General features: G+C 63.8%; 15 protein-coding genes. 4 read left to right on the top strand and 11 right to left on the bottom strand.

Annotation, left to right across the window (positions count from 1 at the left end; genetic code table 11):
• Positions 1 to 3: 3 nt before the first annotated feature.
• The 4 genes from J3L12_RS11200 to J3L12_RS11185 are packed head-to-tail and all read left to right on the top strand — an operon-like array spanning position 4 to position 3,919.
• Positions 4 to 996 (top strand): DUF58 domain-containing protein, encoded by a 993-nt coding sequence (locus J3L12_RS11200; protein ID WP_208015142.1) that lies wholly within the window; start codon positions 4 to 6, stop codon positions 994 to 996.
• Complete coding sequence (locus J3L12_RS11195) at positions 993 to 2,057, top strand: VWA domain-containing protein (RefSeq protein WP_208015141.1); 1,065 nt, start codon at positions 993 to 995, stop codon at positions 2,055 to 2,057. Before J3L12_RS11200 ends, J3L12_RS11195 begins: the two co-directional genes overlap by 4 nt.
• A gap of 8 nt (positions 2,058 to 2,065) precedes the next feature.
• Positions 2,066 to 2,959, top strand: coding sequence for a VWA domain-containing protein (locus J3L12_RS11190; protein ID WP_208015140.1), 894 nt, complete (start codon positions 2,066 to 2,068; stop codon positions 2,957 to 2,959).
• Complete coding sequence (locus tag J3L12_RS11185) at positions 2,960 to 3,919, top strand: VWA domain-containing protein (RefSeq protein ID WP_208015139.1); 960 nt, start codon at positions 2,960 to 2,962, stop codon at positions 3,917 to 3,919.
• Between the two features lie 2 nt (positions 3,920 to 3,921).
• Here the strand turns inward: J3L12_RS11185 and J3L12_RS11180 are convergent, their stop codons facing one another.
• From J3L12_RS11180 to J3L12_RS11130, 11 genes are all read right to left on the bottom strand, one after another.
• Entirely contained in the window at positions 3,922 to 4,530 is a 609-nt protein-coding gene (locus J3L12_RS11180) for an LON peptidase substrate-binding domain-containing protein (protein ID WP_208015138.1), read from the bottom strand.
• 8 nt (positions 4,531 to 4,538) lie between these two features.
• Complete coding sequence (locus J3L12_RS11175) at positions 4,539 to 5,000, bottom strand: thioesterase family protein (RefSeq protein WP_208015137.1); 462 nt, start codon at positions 4,998 to 5,000, stop codon at positions 4,539 to 4,541.
• Between the two features lie 65 nt (positions 5,001 to 5,065).
• On the bottom strand, positions 5,066 to 6,409 hold the full coding sequence (locus tag J3L12_RS11170; protein ID WP_208015157.1) for a phenylacetate--CoA ligase: 1,344 nt from the start codon (positions 6,407 to 6,409) through the stop codon (positions 5,066 to 5,068).
• Positions 6,410 to 6,498: 89 nt separating this feature from the next.
• Positions 6,499 to 7,248, bottom strand: coding sequence for an SDR family oxidoreductase (locus J3L12_RS11165; protein WP_208015136.1), 750 nt, complete (start codon positions 7,246 to 7,248; stop codon positions 6,499 to 6,501).
• 65 nt (positions 7,249 to 7,313) lie between these two features.
• Entirely contained in the window at positions 7,314 to 8,516 is a 1,203-nt protein-coding gene (locus J3L12_RS11160) for an acetyl-CoA C-acyltransferase (protein ID WP_208015135.1), read from the bottom strand.
• Between the two features lie 56 nt (positions 8,517 to 8,572).
• Positions 8,573 to 8,953, bottom strand: coding sequence for a hydroxyphenylacetyl-CoA thioesterase PaaI (paaI, locus tag J3L12_RS11155; RefSeq protein WP_208015134.1), 381 nt, complete (start codon positions 8,951 to 8,953; stop codon positions 8,573 to 8,575).
• Between the two features lie 2 nt (positions 8,954 to 8,955).
• Entirely contained in the window at positions 8,956 to 9,687 is a 732-nt protein-coding gene (locus J3L12_RS11150) for an ABC transporter ATP-binding protein (protein WP_208015133.1), read from the bottom strand.
• Positions 9,688 to 9,712: 25 nt separating this feature from the next.
• A complete protein-coding gene (locus J3L12_RS11145) occupies positions 9,713 to 11,488 on the bottom strand; it encodes a branched-chain amino acid ABC transporter ATP-binding protein/permease (RefSeq protein WP_208015132.1) in 1,776 nt (591 codons plus the stop codon).
• Entirely contained in the window at positions 11,488 to 12,519 is a 1,032-nt protein-coding gene (locus tag J3L12_RS11140) for a branched-chain amino acid ABC transporter permease (protein ID WP_208015131.1), read from the bottom strand. Before J3L12_RS11140 ends, J3L12_RS11145 begins: the two co-directional genes overlap by 1 nt.
• A gap of 82 nt (positions 12,520 to 12,601) precedes the next feature.
• The gene (locus tag J3L12_RS11135) at positions 12,602 to 13,795 is read right to left on the bottom strand and encodes an ABC transporter substrate-binding protein (protein ID WP_208015130.1); all 1,194 of its coding nucleotides are present in this window, start codon (positions 13,793 to 13,795) and stop codon (positions 12,602 to 12,604) included.
• Complete coding sequence (locus J3L12_RS11130) at positions 13,792 to 15,369, bottom strand: 3-hydroxyacyl-CoA dehydrogenase NAD-binding domain-containing protein (protein WP_208015129.1); 1,578 nt, start codon at positions 15,367 to 15,369, stop codon at positions 13,792 to 13,794. The genes J3L12_RS11135 and J3L12_RS11130 overlap by 4 nt, the downstream gene beginning before the upstream one ends.
• Positions 15,370 to 15,496 lie beyond the last annotated feature (127 nt).

Raw genomic sequence — 15,496 nt, 5'->3', positions numbered from 1 at the left:
TCTATGCTCTTTCGACGAGCCAGCAAAAGCAAAATTGAGGTGACTTTGAGGCCAGAGCCCAAAGAGGCCATGCCCCCTCCACGCGAGCTACCGGCAGAGCTATTGCGGAAGCTCGAGTTCAAGATCCTGAAGCGCCTGGATGGCTTTTTGTTTGGCGATTACACCGGCTTTTTCTATGGCCCCAGCCTGGATCTGGCCGAGGTGCGGGAGTACCAGCCTGGCGATGAGGTGCGGCGCATTGACTGGAACGTAACCGCCCGCACCGGCAAAATTCACATCCGGCAGTACCGCGAAGAGAAGGAAGTCACGGTCTGGCTGGTGGTGGATATGTCGGCCTCGATGCGGTTTGGCACCCGGCGGGTGCTCAAGCTGGAAGAGGCGCTGGAGTTTGTGGGCACGGCGGCGGCCATCGTAGCGCGCCACGGGGATAAGGTGGGGGTCATTGGCTTCTCCGAAGCGGGGATGCGGGTGGTGCCTCCGGGCACGGGCCGCAGGCAGGCCCTGCGAATTTTGCACGAGCTGTATGGCTTGCTGGCGCTCGGCCAGGGGCAAGCTGCACCATCCTGTGCGCCGCACGCTTCGCTGGAGCAAGCCCTCGAGTACATCGCCAAAACCCTCAAGCGCCGCGCCCTGCTGTTTGTGATCTCCGACTTCCTGAACCCCCAACCGGAGCAGGAACCCCTTTGGGCGCAGGGGCTGCGCCGGCTGGCCTACCGGCACGATGTGGTAGCGGTGCGCATCTTCGACCCTGCCGAAAAAGAGCTGCCCAGAGCGGGCGAGCTGCGGATGCGCGACCCGGAGAGCGGCGAAGAGATCTGGATTGACACCAGCGACCCCAGGGTACGCCGTGCCCACGCGGCGCTGGTGCAGGCCCGTGAAGCGATGCTCGAGCGCACCCTGCGGGCTGCCCAGGTAGATGTGCTCTCGCTCTCTACCGCCCAGGAAATCGTGGAGCCCCTGCTGAAATTTACCTTGCGTAGAAGGGGGCGAAGATGAGCTTCACCTGGCCTGCTTTTTTGTGGTTGTTGTTGCTAATCCCGCTGTTTATGGGTCTCCTGATATGGGCCAACCGTCGGCGGGAGCGCACTGCCGAGGCCTTTGCCGACGCCCACCTGCTCCCCTCGGTGGTGCGCCAACCCCCCAAAGCCCATGTGCGCTGGCCCCTGGCCCTGCAACTGCTGGCTTTGTTTCTGCTGCTTTTTGCGGCGGCCCGTCCGGTGGCCAGCCCGCCCCTGCCCACCAACAAGGCCGCCATCGTACTGGCCATTGATACCTCGCGTTCGATGCTAGCTGCCGACCTCAACCCCAGCCGCCTGGAGGCGGCCAAGGCCACGGCCCGCAAGTTTATCGAGCTGGCACCCCCCACCACCCAGATTGGGCTGGTTAGCTTTTCCGACTCGGCCTCGGCCCTGGTGATGCCCACCACCGACCGACAAAAGCTGCTGGAGGCCATCGAGCGCCTCAAGCCTGCCCAGAACACCTCCATCGAGAACGCCATCGTAACCGGGGTGCGGATGCTGCCCGGGCGCAAGAACCAGAAGCCCCCCGCCGAGTTGCAACCCCCCGGCCTGGGGCAGCCCGATCCCTTGCAGGGTGTACCCGATCTGCCGGTGCCGCAGCAGGCCCCGTCTGCACAAGACCTGCCGCCGGGGAGTGTGGTGATCCTGTCGGATGGCGCTTCCAACGTGAGCACCAACCCAGGGCTGCCCACCCGCAACAGCCTCGAGATTGCGGCCCGTTTTGCCAGGGACAATAACGTCAAGGTTTTCACTTTCCCCATGGGCCAGCCCGGCGGTACGGTGGCGCAGATCGAAGGGCGCAATTACTACATTCCCTTTGAGCCCAGGAACCTCGAGCTACTGGCCCAGGCCACGGGGGGGAAGAACACCTTTCCGCCCACCGAGGAAGCCCTCCGGGCGATTGCCAAAGAGCTGGGTACGGTGATTCGCTGGGAGGGCACCAAGACCGAAATCTCCTCGCTGCTCTCGGCGGTGGCGGCCCTGCTGATGATTCTGGCGGCGGGCCTGAGCCTGCGCTGGCAGCGCCGGGTACCTTAGGAGGGCCGATGGGTTTTCTGGCGCCCTGGAACCTGCTGGCCTTGCTGGGGTTGGTGGTGCTGGGGGTGGTGTATCTGCGGTTGCTGCGCGGCCCTTCCAGTAGCCATGTGTGGTATCCGGGGGCGGGGCAGATGGGCGGCATGGAAAAAAGCCTCTGGCACTACCTGCCCGCCATCGGCTTTTTTCTGGCCCTGGCGGCAGCCCTCATCGCCACAGCCCGCCCCACCATGCGCTTGATGATGCCCGAGAACCTGGCGGCAGTTATCCTGGCCATCGAGAACGGCTGGTCCATGCGCCAGACCGATATTGCCCCCAACCGCATGGCCGCCACACAGCTTGCCGCCAAAGCGCTGGTGGAGAGACTGCCTGCTCAGGTAAAGGTGGGGGTCACGACCTTCTCGGGCTACGGAACCCTGCTACTGCCCCCCACCACCGACCGCAACGCCTTTCGCCAGGCCATAGACCACCTCGATCTGGGTGGGGGCTTTTCGTTCACCTACGGCTTGCAGGCTGCCCTCGAGGCCCTGCCCGAAAACCCGCCCGAGGGGGTGAGCCCTGGGGTGATTGTGCTCTTTTCGCACGGGCACGATGTATCCGGCAACGACCCCCTGAAAATGGCCGATGAAGCCTTGCGGCGGGGTATCAAAGTCCATGCGATTGGGGTCGGCACGCACGGCCACAACTTCGACGAGGAAATGCTCAAAAAAGTGGCCGACCGCACCGGAGGCCGCTACTACCCCATTTTCTCCGCCAACGATTTGAGCAATGCCCATGCCGATCTGGGCCGGGTTCTGGGGTGGCGGCTCCAGACCCTCGAGGTGAGCGGCATCCTGAGCTTGCTGGCAGCGTTCCTGCTAGCCTTGAGCCTGGGCTGGTCGGCCTTGCGGCGGCAGGTGGTTTGAATGGTGTTTATCTGGCCCTGGGCTCTGGGTTTGTTGTTGCTGATACCGCTCTTCATCTGGCATTACCGCCGGGCTTTGCGCCCGCCTGCCGAGTCGGTGGTGCTGCACCCGGACGTGGCCCTGCTGGCGCGGGCCTCGAGGCGAACCCAAAACTGGCGGCAGCACCTCCCCGCCGGGCTTTATTTGCTGGCGCTCGTGGCAGCGGTTTTGGCCCTGGCCCGCCCTACCCTTCCGGTGTTGCAGGCCGACCCCCGCGCGGCGGTGGTGCTGACGGTGGACATCAGCCGCTCGATGCAGGCTACCGATGTGCAGCCCAGTCGGTTCGAGGCCGCCCGAGCCGCGCTGCGAACCTTTATCCGGGAGTTGCCGGAAGGGATGCGGGTGGCGCTGGTAACGTTTTCCCGCGATGCCCAACTGGTGGTGCCCCTCACCACCGACCGGGCGCGCTTGTTGGAAGCGGTAGACTTCCTGGACCTGAACCTGGGCACCGCCATTGGCGACGCCATTCTGGAGAGCATTACGGCCCTGCCCCCCCTGTCCGAACGGGCTGAGGCCCCGGATCCCAAGAGTCTGGCCACCATCATCCTGCTCACCGATGGCCGCAGCCTGGCGGGGGTTGACCCGGTGGAGGCGGCCCAGGAGGCCGCCCGCTTGCAAATTCGGGTGCATGCCATCGGTATTGGCCGCACCACCGAAGGCCCGGTGCCGGGGCTGCCCGAGCAGTATGCGCTGGCTGCACAGTTCGACGAAGAGACGCTCAAGGAGATAGCCCGGGTGGGGGACGGAGAGTATTTCTTCGTGGACTCGGCGGGCAAACTCAAAGAGGCCTACCGCAACCTGACCCGACAGATGATGTGGCGCATCCGTCGGGATGAGGCCACTGCCTACCTGGCCCTGCTGGCCGGGATGTTCTTGATGTTGAGCCTGGGGGTTGCCCAGTTGCGACGTCGGGTGGTGTAGTATCAGGCCTCCGCAGCGGTACTCGAGATGGAACCCTGGCGCATGAGGGTTTGGGCCAGCTCGAGCCTCGCTACCAGCGAGGGGGCCTCCAGCAGCGCTTGCCGATCCAGGGCCGGAACCCGCAGGTTCACGCACAAAAACGAAGCCTGGTACAAAGGGTCGTCGGGCAGGTTGGCAATGGCCTCTTCCAGGGCTTGCGGGTCGGCCACCCCGGCCACATAGCCCCGAAAAGCCTCCATTGCATCCCAGGCGGCCACAATCTCCTCGCTGCGGGCGGTGCGCTCCAATGGAAAGGGGATGTCCAGCGTGGTCTGGTAGAGGTTTTTCTCGAAAACCCCCACCCCCTCCACCCGGCAGCGCTCACCCCCCCGGCACACAATATTGAAGGTGCCATCGGGGTTTTCCGAGGCAGCCAGCAAGTCCACATACCCCCCCACCTCCCGGATACCGGCCTCGGTGGCCAGGGTAATCACAAAACGGCGCTGGTCTTCGCTCTGGGCCAGCAAATCACGCACCATCTGCTTATAGCGCTCCTCGAAAATGTAGAGCGGAATGAGCAACCCCGGAAACACCACCGTCTCGGGCAAAGGGAACAGGGGAAGGCGCTTCATAGTAAAGTTCAGGATAGGTTTGAGGGCTCCCCAGTGGGGTTTTGGTGGGCCTGCCAGCGCTCCTGGAGTTTTTCGAAAATCCGCAGGAGTTTGGCTCTGGGCAGGATTACCTGTTCGGTGTAGCCCTCGCCAATCTGGTCGCCCAGCTCGTTCCAGGCGGTGCACCTGGCATGAACACGGTTGCCCTCGGTGCGGAGGTGTTCGGCCACTATGCGAACCTTCATGCCCGGTAGGGCCGAGGCCTGGTGATCCACGTTCACCTTGGAGCCGATGCCCTCGTCGCCCTCTTCCAGGAAGGGCAGGATGATTTTGCGGCCCGCCAGTTCCATGTGCTTGGCCATCCAGTAGGTGGCATAGACCGGGTGCAGCTTGCCGAGCTGGGGGTCGTCGGGGTGCTCGAAGTCCACGGTCATTTCGTCGGTAACGACCGTCTCGAAGGTAGCCTGGTAGCCGGGAGGGATGGGTTTCATAATTCTGCCGATAGCGAATAGCGGATGGCTTGTGTGCTTGGTTCAAGGCCATCCGCTATAGGCTTTTAGCTCATCTTACGCAAGTCTGCCACCCGCTTGAGCTTGCCGCCCTCGCTGCGGGGGGCGCTGCCGGGGTTAATAAGCGAGACCCGCACCGAGACGCCCACGTTGTCCTTGATTTTTTTGGCGACCTTCTCGCGCAGGTTGTGCAGCCGGTGATCGGCCTCGATCACTTCGTCGGAGAGAATCTTCTGACCGATTTCCCGGAAGAAGGGTTCGGAGACCTCGAGCTTCAGCTCCACCTCGTCCAGGGTGCCCTCGCGGGTGAGCACAATCTGGTAGTGCGGGGCCACCTCGGGAATCTCCTTGAGCACCGCCTCGATCTGGGTGGGGTAGACGTTCACCCCGCGCACAATCAACATGTCGTCGGTGCGGCCCCGAATCTGGGCCATGCGGGCGTGGGTACGCCCGGAGGTGCCGGGTTCGCGGGTGAGGTAGGTAAGATCGCCCGTCCAGTAACGCAGGATGGGCATGGCCTTCTTGGTCAGGGTGGTGAGCACCAGCACGCCTACCTCGCCCTCGGGTAGGGGCTCACCGGTCTCGGGGTCTACCACTTCGGGGTAGAAGTGGTCTTCCCAGATGTACGAAAGCCCCTCGCGCTCGGTAACGTCTTCGTTGGCTACGCCGGGGCCGATAATCTCCGAGAGGCCATAGATGTTGGTGGCCTGAACCCCCAGCCCCGCATCCACGCTCTGGCGGATGGCTTCGGTCCAGGGCTCGGCCCCCAGAATGGCGTACTGGAGGCTGATTTCCTCCGGGGCTACCCCCCGCTTCTTGAACTCCTCGGCCAGGGTCTGGGCATAAGAAGGGGTACAGGAGATCATCTCGGGCTTGAAGTCCTGGATCAGCATGATCTGCCGGTCGGTCATGCCACCGGAGATGGGCACCACAATCATGCCCAGTTTTTCGGCCCCGCCATGCAGGCCCAGCCCCCCGGTAAAGAGACCGTAGCCATAGGCGTTGTGCAGCATCATGCCGGGCCGCCCGCCGGCGGCGGCCAGGGAGCGGGCCACCACCTCGGCAAAGACCTCGAGGTCGCCCCGGGTATAGCCCACCACGGTGGGCTTGCCGGTGGTGCCGGAGGAGGCGTGGATGCGGGCCAGCTCGTGGCGGGGCACGGCAAACAGGCCAAAGGGGTAGGTGTCGCGCAGGTCTTTCTTTTTGGTAAAGGGCAGTTTGTGCAGGTCCTCGATACCCCGAATGTCGCTGGGCTTGAGCCCCCGTTCGTCGAAGGCTTGCTTGTAGAAGGGCACCCGCTCGTACACGTAGGCCACCTGCTCCCGCAGGCGTTCGCTTTGCAACGCGGTCAGCTTGGGGCGGGGGAGGGTCTCGAGTTCGGGTTGAAACATGGGCATAGGCACCTCTTATAACTTGAGTTTCATCCCCTCGTGACTGGAGATGAAGCCCAGGCGTTGATAAAAGATGAGGAGGGCTTCGCTCATAGGGCGGTCATCCCCCCATCCACCGCCAGCACCTGCCCGGTCACATAGTCCGAGGCCGGGCTGCACAGGTACAGGGCGGCGGCAGCCAGCTCGCCGGTTTTGCCGATGCGGCCCAGCGGGGTGCGCTCGCGCACGAGTTGCTCGGTGCGGGCCAGCAGTTTTTCGGTCATGCGGGTCGGGAAGAAGCCGGGGGCCAGGGCGTTGACCCGGATGCCCAAAGGCCCCCACTTGACGGCCAGGTCGCGGGTGAGGGCGATGAGCGCCCCCTTGGAGGCCGAGTAGGCGGCGGCGTCCATGACCTCGCTGGGGCTACCGGCCAGGCCGGCCACCGAGGCGATGTTGAGGATTTTGCCGTAACCACGGGCTTTCATGCTGCGGGCGGCAATCCTCGAGGCCAGAAAAGCCCCCGTGACGTTGATGTCTAGCACCTCGCGGATTTTTTCCACCGGCACTTCCAGCGCATCCTGGCCCCAGGTAACCCCGGCGGCGTTGACCAGGATGTCCACCGGCCCGATGCGGGCAAAGGCGGCCTCGAGGCTCCCTTCATCCTGCACGTTGCCCACAATGGGAACGGCATCCGGAATGAGCCGCAGGGCTTCCTCGAAGAAGCTCTCGCGCCGGGCGAGCAGAGCTACCCGGGCCCCGGCCTCGCGCAAGCCGCAGGCAATCTCCAGACCGAGCCCTCTCGAGCCCCCGGTTACCAGGGCGGTTTTGCCGTTTAGGTTGAACTGCTCGAGGACTCTCATTGATTCACCTGTCTGTAGCTCATAGCCAATAGCTTATCGCGTTTGACTCTTGCACCCTTCATCGCTTAGAGGCCCTCAACTACCATCGCAATTCCCTGGCCCACCCCAATGCACATGGTGGCCAGGCCGAACTGCACCTTGCGACGCTGCATCTCGTGCACCAGGTGGGTCAGGATGCGGGCTCCCGAGGCCCCCAGGGGGTGACCGATGGCAATGGCCCCTCCGTTCACGTTCAGTCGGTCGTCTTCGGCGTCCAGGCCCCACTCCTGCAATACGGCCAGGCTCTGGGCCGCAAAGGCCTCGTTCAACTCAATCAGGCCGATGTCCTTTAGCGTGAGCCCGGCTCGTTGCAGGGCTTTTTGGGTTGCGGGTACCGGCCCAATCCCCATGATGCGCGGCTCCACCCCCGCTACCGCCATCGAGCGAACCCGAGCCATGGGCTTCAGGCCATGCGCCTTGGCATAGGCTTCGGCAGCCAGCAAGACCGCAGCGGCCCCGTCGTTGAGGGAAGAGGAGTTGCCTGCCGTCACGCTGCCGCCCTGCCTGAACACGGGTTTGAGCTTGGCGAGGGCCTCGAGGCTGGTGTCGGCCCTGGGCCCTTCGTCGGCGGTCACCTGCGCCACATTCCCCTTGCGATCCCTCACCTCCACCGGCACCATCTGGCTTTGCAGAACCCCCCTTTGCTGGGCCAGTATGGCTTTTTGGTGCGAGTGCAGGGCAAACCTGTCCTGAGCCTCGCGGGGAATCTGGTACTGCTCGGCCAGGTTTTCGGCGGTCTCGCCCATGGCGTCGGTGCCGTACATTTCCTTCATCCTGGGGTTCACCAGGCGCCAGCCTAAGGTGGTGTCGAACAGGGTCACATTGCCAGTGGCAAAGCCTTTCTCCGCCTTGGGCATCACCCAGGGGGCGCGGCTCATGCTCTCGACCCCCGCGCCGATGTACACCTGGCCCTCGCCCAGCATCAGGGCCCGGGCTGCGCTCGCCACAGCGTCGAGCCCGCTGCCGCACAGCCGGTTGATGGTGGTGCCCCCCACGCTCAGGGGCAGGCCTGCCAGCAGCAAGGCCATACGGGCCACGTTGCGGTTGTCCTCGCCGGCCTGGTTGGCGCAGCCCATGTACACGTCTTCTATATCGCTACCGGGGATGCCGGTGCGCTCCAGCAGGGCTTTAAGGGGAATAGCCCCCAGGTCGTCGGGCCGCACGGAAGACAGAACGCCCCCATGCTTTCCTACGGGCGTGCGAACGGCGTCTATGATATAGGCTTCCATAGTGTTTGAGTTTTACCCTGTTCAGATTTGCCCGGCAAGCGCCTTTTGCGAACACTTCAGGAACCAGAAGCCTCCAGCCGGAAGACCGTGCCCAGGAAGAGCGCTACCATCCGCCCGCCGCTCCGAATCTCGATGCGATAGGTAGCGGTGCGACGGCCCAGGTTTTCCTCGCTGGCGTGGGCTTCCAGGCTTTCTCCGGCCTTAACTGCCTTGAAGTACTGCATCTGGGTGGAGAGGGCCACGGCGGGCGTACCGTGGGAGTTGGAGGCCAGGGCGAAGGCGGCATCGGCCAGGCTATAAAGAAAGCCTCCGTGGCAACTTCCGTGGATGTTCAGGTGCTCGGGCTTTACAACGGTGGTCAGAACGGCTTTGCCGGGCTCTACCAACAGGGTCTGCAGGCCCAGCAACTGCATGTAGGGATCGGTAGTGGCGATCATCTTCAGGCTTCGGTTTTGGTGCGGATGCCCAGGTAGCTCTCAATCACCCGGGGGTCGTGCAGCAGATCCTGGCCCCGGCCTTCCATCACCAGCTCACCGGCCTCGAGTACATACCCCCGGTCAGCCAGCTTGAGGGCCATGCGGGCGTTCTGCTCGACTACCAGAATGGGCACGCCCTGGCTCTTGAGCTCGCCCAGGATGTGAAAAATTTCCTGCACGATCAGCGGGGCCAGCCCCAGGCTGGGCTCGTCCAGCAGCAGCAGTTTGGGCCGGGCCATCAGAGCCCGCCCGATGGCGAGCATCTGCTGCTCCCCCCCGGACATGGTGCCCGCAAGCTGCTTGCGGCGTTCGCGCAGGCGCGGAAAGAGAGTATAGATGCGCTCGAGGTCTTCCTGGATGCCCTTTTCGCGCCGCTGGTATCGAGTGAAGGCTCCCAGCAGCAGGTTGTCCTCCACCTCCATAGAGGCAAACAACTCGCGCTTTTCTGGCACCATCACCAGGCCCGCTGTAGCCAGCTCCTCCGGGCTACGTCGGCTCAGGGCCTGCCCCTGGTAGCGCACCGTGCCGCTGGTGCTCACCAGGCCCACGATTCCCTTCAGGGTGCTGCTCTTGCCCGCCCCGTTGGGGCCAATCAGGGTGATGGCCTCGCCCGCCCCCACCGAAAGCGACAGGTTGCGAACGGCCTCCACGGCCCCGTAGCGCACGGTAAGGTTCTGCACTTCCAGTACGCTCATCTTCGCTCCTTTGCCCTGGGCCCCATCACGCTGCCTCCCCTAGGTAGGCCTCGATGACCTTGGGATTGCGCTGTACCTCGGCGGGGGTGCCTTCGGCCAGCTTTTCCCCATAATGCATCACGACTACGCGGTCTACCAGGCCCATCACCAGATCCATGTCGTGGTCTACCAGCAGCACCGTAACCCCCTCGTTCACCAGCCTGCGAATCAGGGCGGCAAACTGGCGCTTCTCGCCGGCCCGGAGCCCGGCGGCGGGTTCGTCCAGAAGCAGCACCTCGGGCCCCGAGGCCAGGGCGCGGGCAATTTCCAGCAGGCGCAACTGCCCAATGGCCAGGCCATCGGCTTTTTGGTGGGCAATCTGGGCCAGCCCCACCCGCTCGAGGGCCCGGTAGGCTTCGGCGAGGGCGGCCTGCTCCTCGGCCTGGCTGAGCCCGAACATCGAGGCTACCATGCCCCGCCGGGTGCGGGCATAGGTGCCCAGGGCGGCGTTTTCCAGCACGGTCATCTCGGGGAAGAGGTGGGGGTGCTGGAAGGTGCGAGCAATGCCCAGCCGGTGTACCTCGTAAGGCATCCGGCCCGAGATGACCTGGCCCTTGAAGCGCACGGCACCTTCGCTGGGGGCATAGACCGAGGTAATCATGTTGAAGCAGGTAGACTTGCCCGCCCCGTTGGGGCCAATCAGGGCCAGTATCTCCCCCCGGCGAAGCTGGAAATTCATTCGGTTGACCGCCAGCAAGCCGCCAAAGCGCTTGGTCAGGTTGTCCACCTCGAGCACCACCTCCCCCGCTTGCCCTGCGGCCAGCCGGGTGGGGAGGCCCTGGCCGGTGGGGTTTTGCGGCCTGGCTTTGGGCAGATAGCGTTCGATGAAAGGCCACAAGCCCTTGGGGGCAAACATCAAAATCAGTACCAGAATCAGGCCGTAGGCGATAATCTCGTAGTTGCCGGTACGGCCAAAAATGCGCGGCAAGAGGCCCTTGAGGATTTCCTCGAGGCCCGTCACCAGCCCCGAGCCCAGAATCACCCCCGGAATGCTCCCCACCCCGCCTGCCACAGCCGCAATCAGATACTTGATGGAGGCATCCAGGCTAAAAGGGGTGGGGCTGATAAACTTCTGATAGTGCACGTACAGCCAGCCCGCCACCCCGGCGTAGATGGCCGAGAGCACAAACACCTGGAGCTTCAAGACCGCCGGATTGACCCCAAAGCTCGCCGCCGCAATGGCGTCCCCCTTGGAGGCCCGCATGGCCCGCCCGATGCGGCTGTTGGTCAGGTTCCAGGCTGTCCAGGCACCCAGCAGCACAAAAAACCAGGCCAGGTAAAAGTAGCTCCTCGAGTCGCCCAGCGTCCAGCCAAAGATGGAAACCGGTGGAACCCCGCGCAGGCCGGTGTGTCCTCCAGTCAGGCTGATCCAGCTTCCCATTACGATAAACAAGGCCATGCACCAGGCAATGGTAGAGAGAGGCAGGTAGTGGCCCTTGAGGCGGGCGGTAATGCCTCCCAGCACCACCGCCCCGGCCACCGCAACCAGCACCCCTAGCGGCAGGGTGAGCCAGGGGTTCCAACCCTGATGAATGGTCAGCAGGGCCGTGGTGTAGGCGGCCAGCCCCATGAAGGCGGCCTGCCCAAAACTGGTCATGCCCGACAGGCCCGTTAGCAAGTAGAGCCCCAGCGCGACCAGCGCTCCAAAAGCGATGTAGTTCCCTATGGTCAGGTAGAACGAAGACGCGGGTAACAGCAAGGGCACCGCCAGTAGCAGTGCAACCGCAACCAATGTGAGGGGGGAGAATTTCAGGGCCGACATCATTCCTCCTCCCCGACTTCGTGGCTGCGTAAGCTGCGCCAGAAGAGAATGGGCAACAACAAGGCAAACACGATGGCATCCTTATACGCACTGGCCTGGAACGAGGCCCACGACTCCATGGCCCCTACCAGCAAAGCGCCCACCACGGCTAGCGGGTAGCTGATCAGGCCGCCCAGGATGCCGGCTACGAAGCCCTTGAGCCCGAGCAAAAACCCCTGGAAGTAGGCCGGCGAGATGAGAGGGGCCAGCAGCATCCCACTGACGCAGGCGATCAGGGTTGCAATGCCAAAGGAAACATACCCGGCCTGGCTGGGGCTGATGCCCAGGAGACGGGCCCCGTAGCGGTTGACGGCACAGGCCCGAAGGGCTTTGCCGAAGATGCTACGGGTAAAGAAGAGATAGAGGCCCAGCATGGCCAGGAGCGCAAAACCATACACCAGGAAAGCCTGATTGTTGACCGGCACGAGCCCTATGTTGGTCTGGCCCGAGAGAATGGCGGGCAGCCGGAACTGCTCCGGGCCAAAGAACACCAGGCCCAGCCCCATAAACGCAAAGTGCAGCCCCACCGCAATAATCAAATAGGTCAGCACACTGGCATTTTTGGCCGGTTCAAAAAAGAGCCGGTAGGAGGCAGGGCCGATGGGGAGCACAACCAGAACGGCGAAAATCCAGCCGAGCCAGAGCGGCACCCCCTGGGCGCCCCACCAGGCGATCCCTATAACCCCCAGGGCCGCTATGAGCAGCAAACCTGCACGTCTCAGATTTGATCGGTCTAAAATCGCCCACCACAGGAGCATGGCCGCAGAGAGCCAGGCCGTGCCGGGGATCTGGTTTTTCAAATCAAGGCCGCTCACCTCTGCGGGTAGGAACCACACATAGGTCAGTGGGGCGTACACCAGAAACTCGCCCAGGGGCACCAGAATGACCCGCGTGACCGCAAAGACCAGCACCAGCGAAAGCGCCAGCAAGGCATAGATGGTGCCGTTCTGCAGAGCGTCGGCAGTGAGAAAAGAGAGGATGGTCCAATCCATAGATGCGGATAGCCTTTGGCCAATAGCTGATAGCAAGGCTCTATTCCAGGCTATCAGCTATTGGCTATCGGCCATGAGCCTCCTACCTGAACGTCCGCAGCAGCTTCCAGTCCAGCTTACCGCTCGAGTCCCGCACTATTTCAACCATTACGGCGGCCTCGTTGAAGCGCAGCCCCAGGTGGTCGGTGGGGGACATATTGAAGATGCCGTGGGTACCGACTACGTTGCGGGTGGCCTCGAGCTCGTCGCGCAGGGCCCGCCGGAAAGCAGCCAGGTTGGAGGGCTGTTCACGCCGCAGGGTGCGCTCGAGGGCCGGGCGCAAAATGGCCCAGGCATCAAAAGCATGGCCGCCGAAGGTGGAGTAGCTGCCGATGCCAAAGCGGGCTTCGTACTGTTGTACGTAGCTGGTGGCCACCTGGCGGTTGGGGAAGTCGGGGGGTAGCTGGTCAAATACCAGCACCGGGCCGGCGGGCAGCCGGGTGCCGATCAGCACATCGCCGCCCACCCGCAGAAAGTCGGGGTTGGCCACGCCGTGGGTCTGGTAAATCAGGCCGCGGTAGCCCCGCTCGCGCAGGGTGCGCTGGGGCAGCACCGGCGCTGTACCGGAGCCGCCAATCAGCACAGCGTCGGGGTTGCGGGCCAGAATGCGCAGCACCTGGCCGGCCACCGAGGTATCGGTGCGGGCGAAGCGCTCCGAGGCCACCACCTGGATACCTGCCTCGCGGGCTGCGGCCTCGAAGGCCCGCGCCCAGCCCTCGCCGTAGGCATCGTTGAAGCCAATGTAGGCAGCGGTCTTGACCCCCGAGGCGGCCATATCGCGCACAATCGGCTGGCTCATCTGCTGCTCGGTCTGGGGGGTTTTGAAGACCCAGCGGCGCTTCTCGTCCACCGGGAAGACGATCTCGAGGTTGGCCGCCATTGAAATTTTCGGTACGCCCGCCTCGGCCACGGGGTCAATCATGCCCAGGCTGGCCGGGGTGGTGGTGGTGCCAATGATGGCCAGCACCTGATCCTCTTGAATCAGGCGCCGGGTGGCCCGCACGGCCTGGGTGGTGTCGGAGGCATCGTCAATGATGACGAACTGTACCGGGCGCCCGGCCACCCCGCCGCGCCGGTTGACCTGCTCTTCGAGCAGCACCAGGGTGTTGCGCTCGGGGATGCCCAGGCTGGCTGCGGGGCCGGTGGCCGAGACCACCACGCCAATCTTGAGCGGGGCCTGCTGGGCCAGACCCAGGCCCAGGCCAAGTGCCAGAAGTCCTATCAAAGCTCGCTTCATTTTGCCTCCTTTATGGTGCTGGTTTGCAAATCTCCCGGGGTAGAAGCCCCGGATAGATCCCCAAAGGTTTCAAGCCCTGCTGCCACCATGCGGCGCAGCAGGGGGTGTGGGCGGTAGCGATCCTCGCCCAGCTCGGCGTGCAGGCCGTCCAGCGCCCGCAGGATGGGTTTGAGCCAGATGCGCTCGGCCCACTCGAGCGGCCCCAACGGGTAGCCGGTGCCCAGACGCATGGCCCGGTTCAGGTCGTCCGGGTTGGCCACGCCCTCGGCCAGGGCCGAGACCGCCTCGTTGATGAGCAAAGCCAGGATGCGGAACCCCACCCCGCCGGGCTGGTCGGGCAGGCGCAGGGTGTTGTACCCGTGGGCGCTGAAGTAGGTTTGGGCCAGCTCGAGGGCTTCATTCCCACCGCTCAAAGGTGCATACAGCTCAACGATGGCCTTTTCGCCGATGGGGGGCACCAGGCTAAACCCTGCCACGGCCCGGCCCCGGAACTCGGCCTGTATGGAGCTGGCGGAGTGCCCCCAGACCAGCGAGACCACCGGCAGGTTCTCGAAAAACTCGTGTTTGCGCTCCAGCAACACCCGGCAGTCCAGCACGAAGCGGGCCTCGGCCACGTTTTCGGTGTGTTGGAAGCGGGCCCGCAATTCTTTGGCGAGCGGGTTGGGCCCGATGATGATGGGAAGGGGAATGGCTTTGCTCTGGGCAGCCGGGGGGGAGGGGAGCGGGGGTGGCCCAGGGGGATAGCGATACCAGCCCTGGCCGGTTTTGCGCCCCAGCATGCCAGCGGCTACCCGTTGGAACTGGAGGGGATGAGGCCGGTAGCGAGGCTCGCCGTAAAAACTCTGGTAGACCGAGGTCGAGGCGGCGTAGTTGACGTCCAGCCCAATCAGATCCATCAGCTCAAAAGGCCCCATGGGGAAGCCCAGGCCCCGCAGAATCCAGTCAATGTGTTCCTTGGGAATGCCCTCGCCGTGCAGCCGCAGGGCTTCGCCGTAAAACGGGCGGGCTACCCGGTTCACCAAGAAACCGGGCGCGTCCACTACCTGTACGGGTTCCTTACCCCAGGCTCGCATCAGCGTGTGCATGCGCTCGAGGTGTGCCGGGGCGGTCTCTAATCCCCCTACTACCTCCACCAGCTTCATGCGCTGGGCGGGGTTGAAAAAGTGCAGCCCCAGCACCCGCTCGGGGTGCTTGACCTTAGCGGCGATGGCCGATACCGAAAAGGTCGAGGTATTGGTGGCCAGCAGGTTATCCGGGTTGAGCTCACCCAGCTTGCCCAGTAGCTCCTGCTTGAGCTCGAGCTTTTCCGGCACCGCCTCGATCACCAGGTCGGCTCTGGCGCAGTCCTCCAGGGTCTGGGTTGGAGTGATGCGGGCCAGAATTTCTTCTACCGATCCCTGCAAACGCCCTTTCTCGGCCGTTTTTTGCAGGTCGGCGCGGATCTCGGCAAGGGATTTCTCGAGCGCAGCCGGATAGGGGTCGTAAAGCCAGACCGGATGCTGGGCAATTGCTGCTACCTGCGCGATGCCGCGCCCCATAGTGCCCGCACCCACAATTGCTACAGTCTCCTTCACCAGCCCTCCCTAAGCCAAACAAACACTTGTTAGTTCAACTGTTGTTGGGGGTCAGTCTAAACAGAGCCTTTTGCGCTGTCAAGCTCTCAAAGCTGCATCCGGGCTACCCACCCTGCCTTGGGCCGAA

Source organism: Meiothermus sp. CFH 77666 (assembly GCF_017497985.1).
Classification (GTDB): domain Bacteria; phylum Deinococcota; class Deinococci; order Deinococcales; family Thermaceae; genus Meiothermus.
This window is presented reverse-complemented; position numbering and strand designations above follow the sequence as displayed.

Coding starts and splice junctions, on each gene's coding strand:
- J3L12_RS11160 (WP_208015135.1), bottom strand. CDS start 8,516: ATGGAAGCCTATATCATAGACGCCGTTCGCACGCCCGTAGGAAAGCAT.
- paaI (WP_208015134.1), bottom strand. CDS start 8,953: ATGATCGCCACTACCGATCCCTACATGCAGTTGCTGGGCCTGCAGACC.
- J3L12_RS11190 (WP_208015140.1), top strand. CDS start 2,066: ATGGGTTTTCTGGCGCCCTGGAACCTGCTGGCCTTGCTGGGGTTGGTG.
- J3L12_RS11135 (WP_208015130.1), bottom strand. CDS start 13,795: ATGAAGCGAGCTTTGATAGGACTTCTGGCACTTGGCCTGGGCCTGGGT.
- J3L12_RS11165 (WP_208015136.1), bottom strand. CDS start 7,248: ATGAGAGTCCTCGAGCAGTTCAACCTAAACGGCAAAACCGCCCTGGTA.
- J3L12_RS11180 (WP_208015138.1), bottom strand. CDS start 4,530: ATGAAGCGCCTTCCCCTGTTCCCTTTGCCCGAGACGGTGGTGTTTCCG.
- J3L12_RS11185 (WP_208015139.1), top strand. CDS start 2,960: ATGGTGTTTATCTGGCCCTGGGCTCTGGGTTTGTTGTTGCTGATACCG.
- J3L12_RS11200 (WP_208015142.1), top strand. CDS start 4: ATGCTCTTTCGACGAGCCAGCAAAAGCAAAATTGAGGTGACTTTGAGG.
- J3L12_RS11195 (WP_208015141.1), top strand. CDS start 993: ATGAGCTTCACCTGGCCTGCTTTTTTGTGGTTGTTGTTGCTAATCCCG.
- J3L12_RS11145 (WP_208015132.1), bottom strand. CDS start 11,488: ATGTCGGCCCTGAAATTCTCCCCCCTCACATTGGTTGCGGTTGCACTG.
- J3L12_RS11175 (WP_208015137.1), bottom strand. CDS start 5,000: ATGAAACCCATCCCTCCCGGCTACCAGGCTACCTTCGAGACGGTCGTT.
- J3L12_RS11140 (WP_208015131.1), bottom strand. CDS start 12,519: ATGGATTGGACCATCCTCTCTTTTCTCACTGCCGACGCTCTGCAGAAC.
- J3L12_RS11170 (WP_208015157.1), bottom strand. CDS start 6,409: ATGTTTCAACCCGAACTCGAGACCCTCCCCCGCCCCAAGCTGACCGCG.
- J3L12_RS11150 (WP_208015133.1), bottom strand. CDS start 9,687: ATGAGCGTACTGGAAGTGCAGAACCTTACCGTGCGCTACGGGGCCGTG.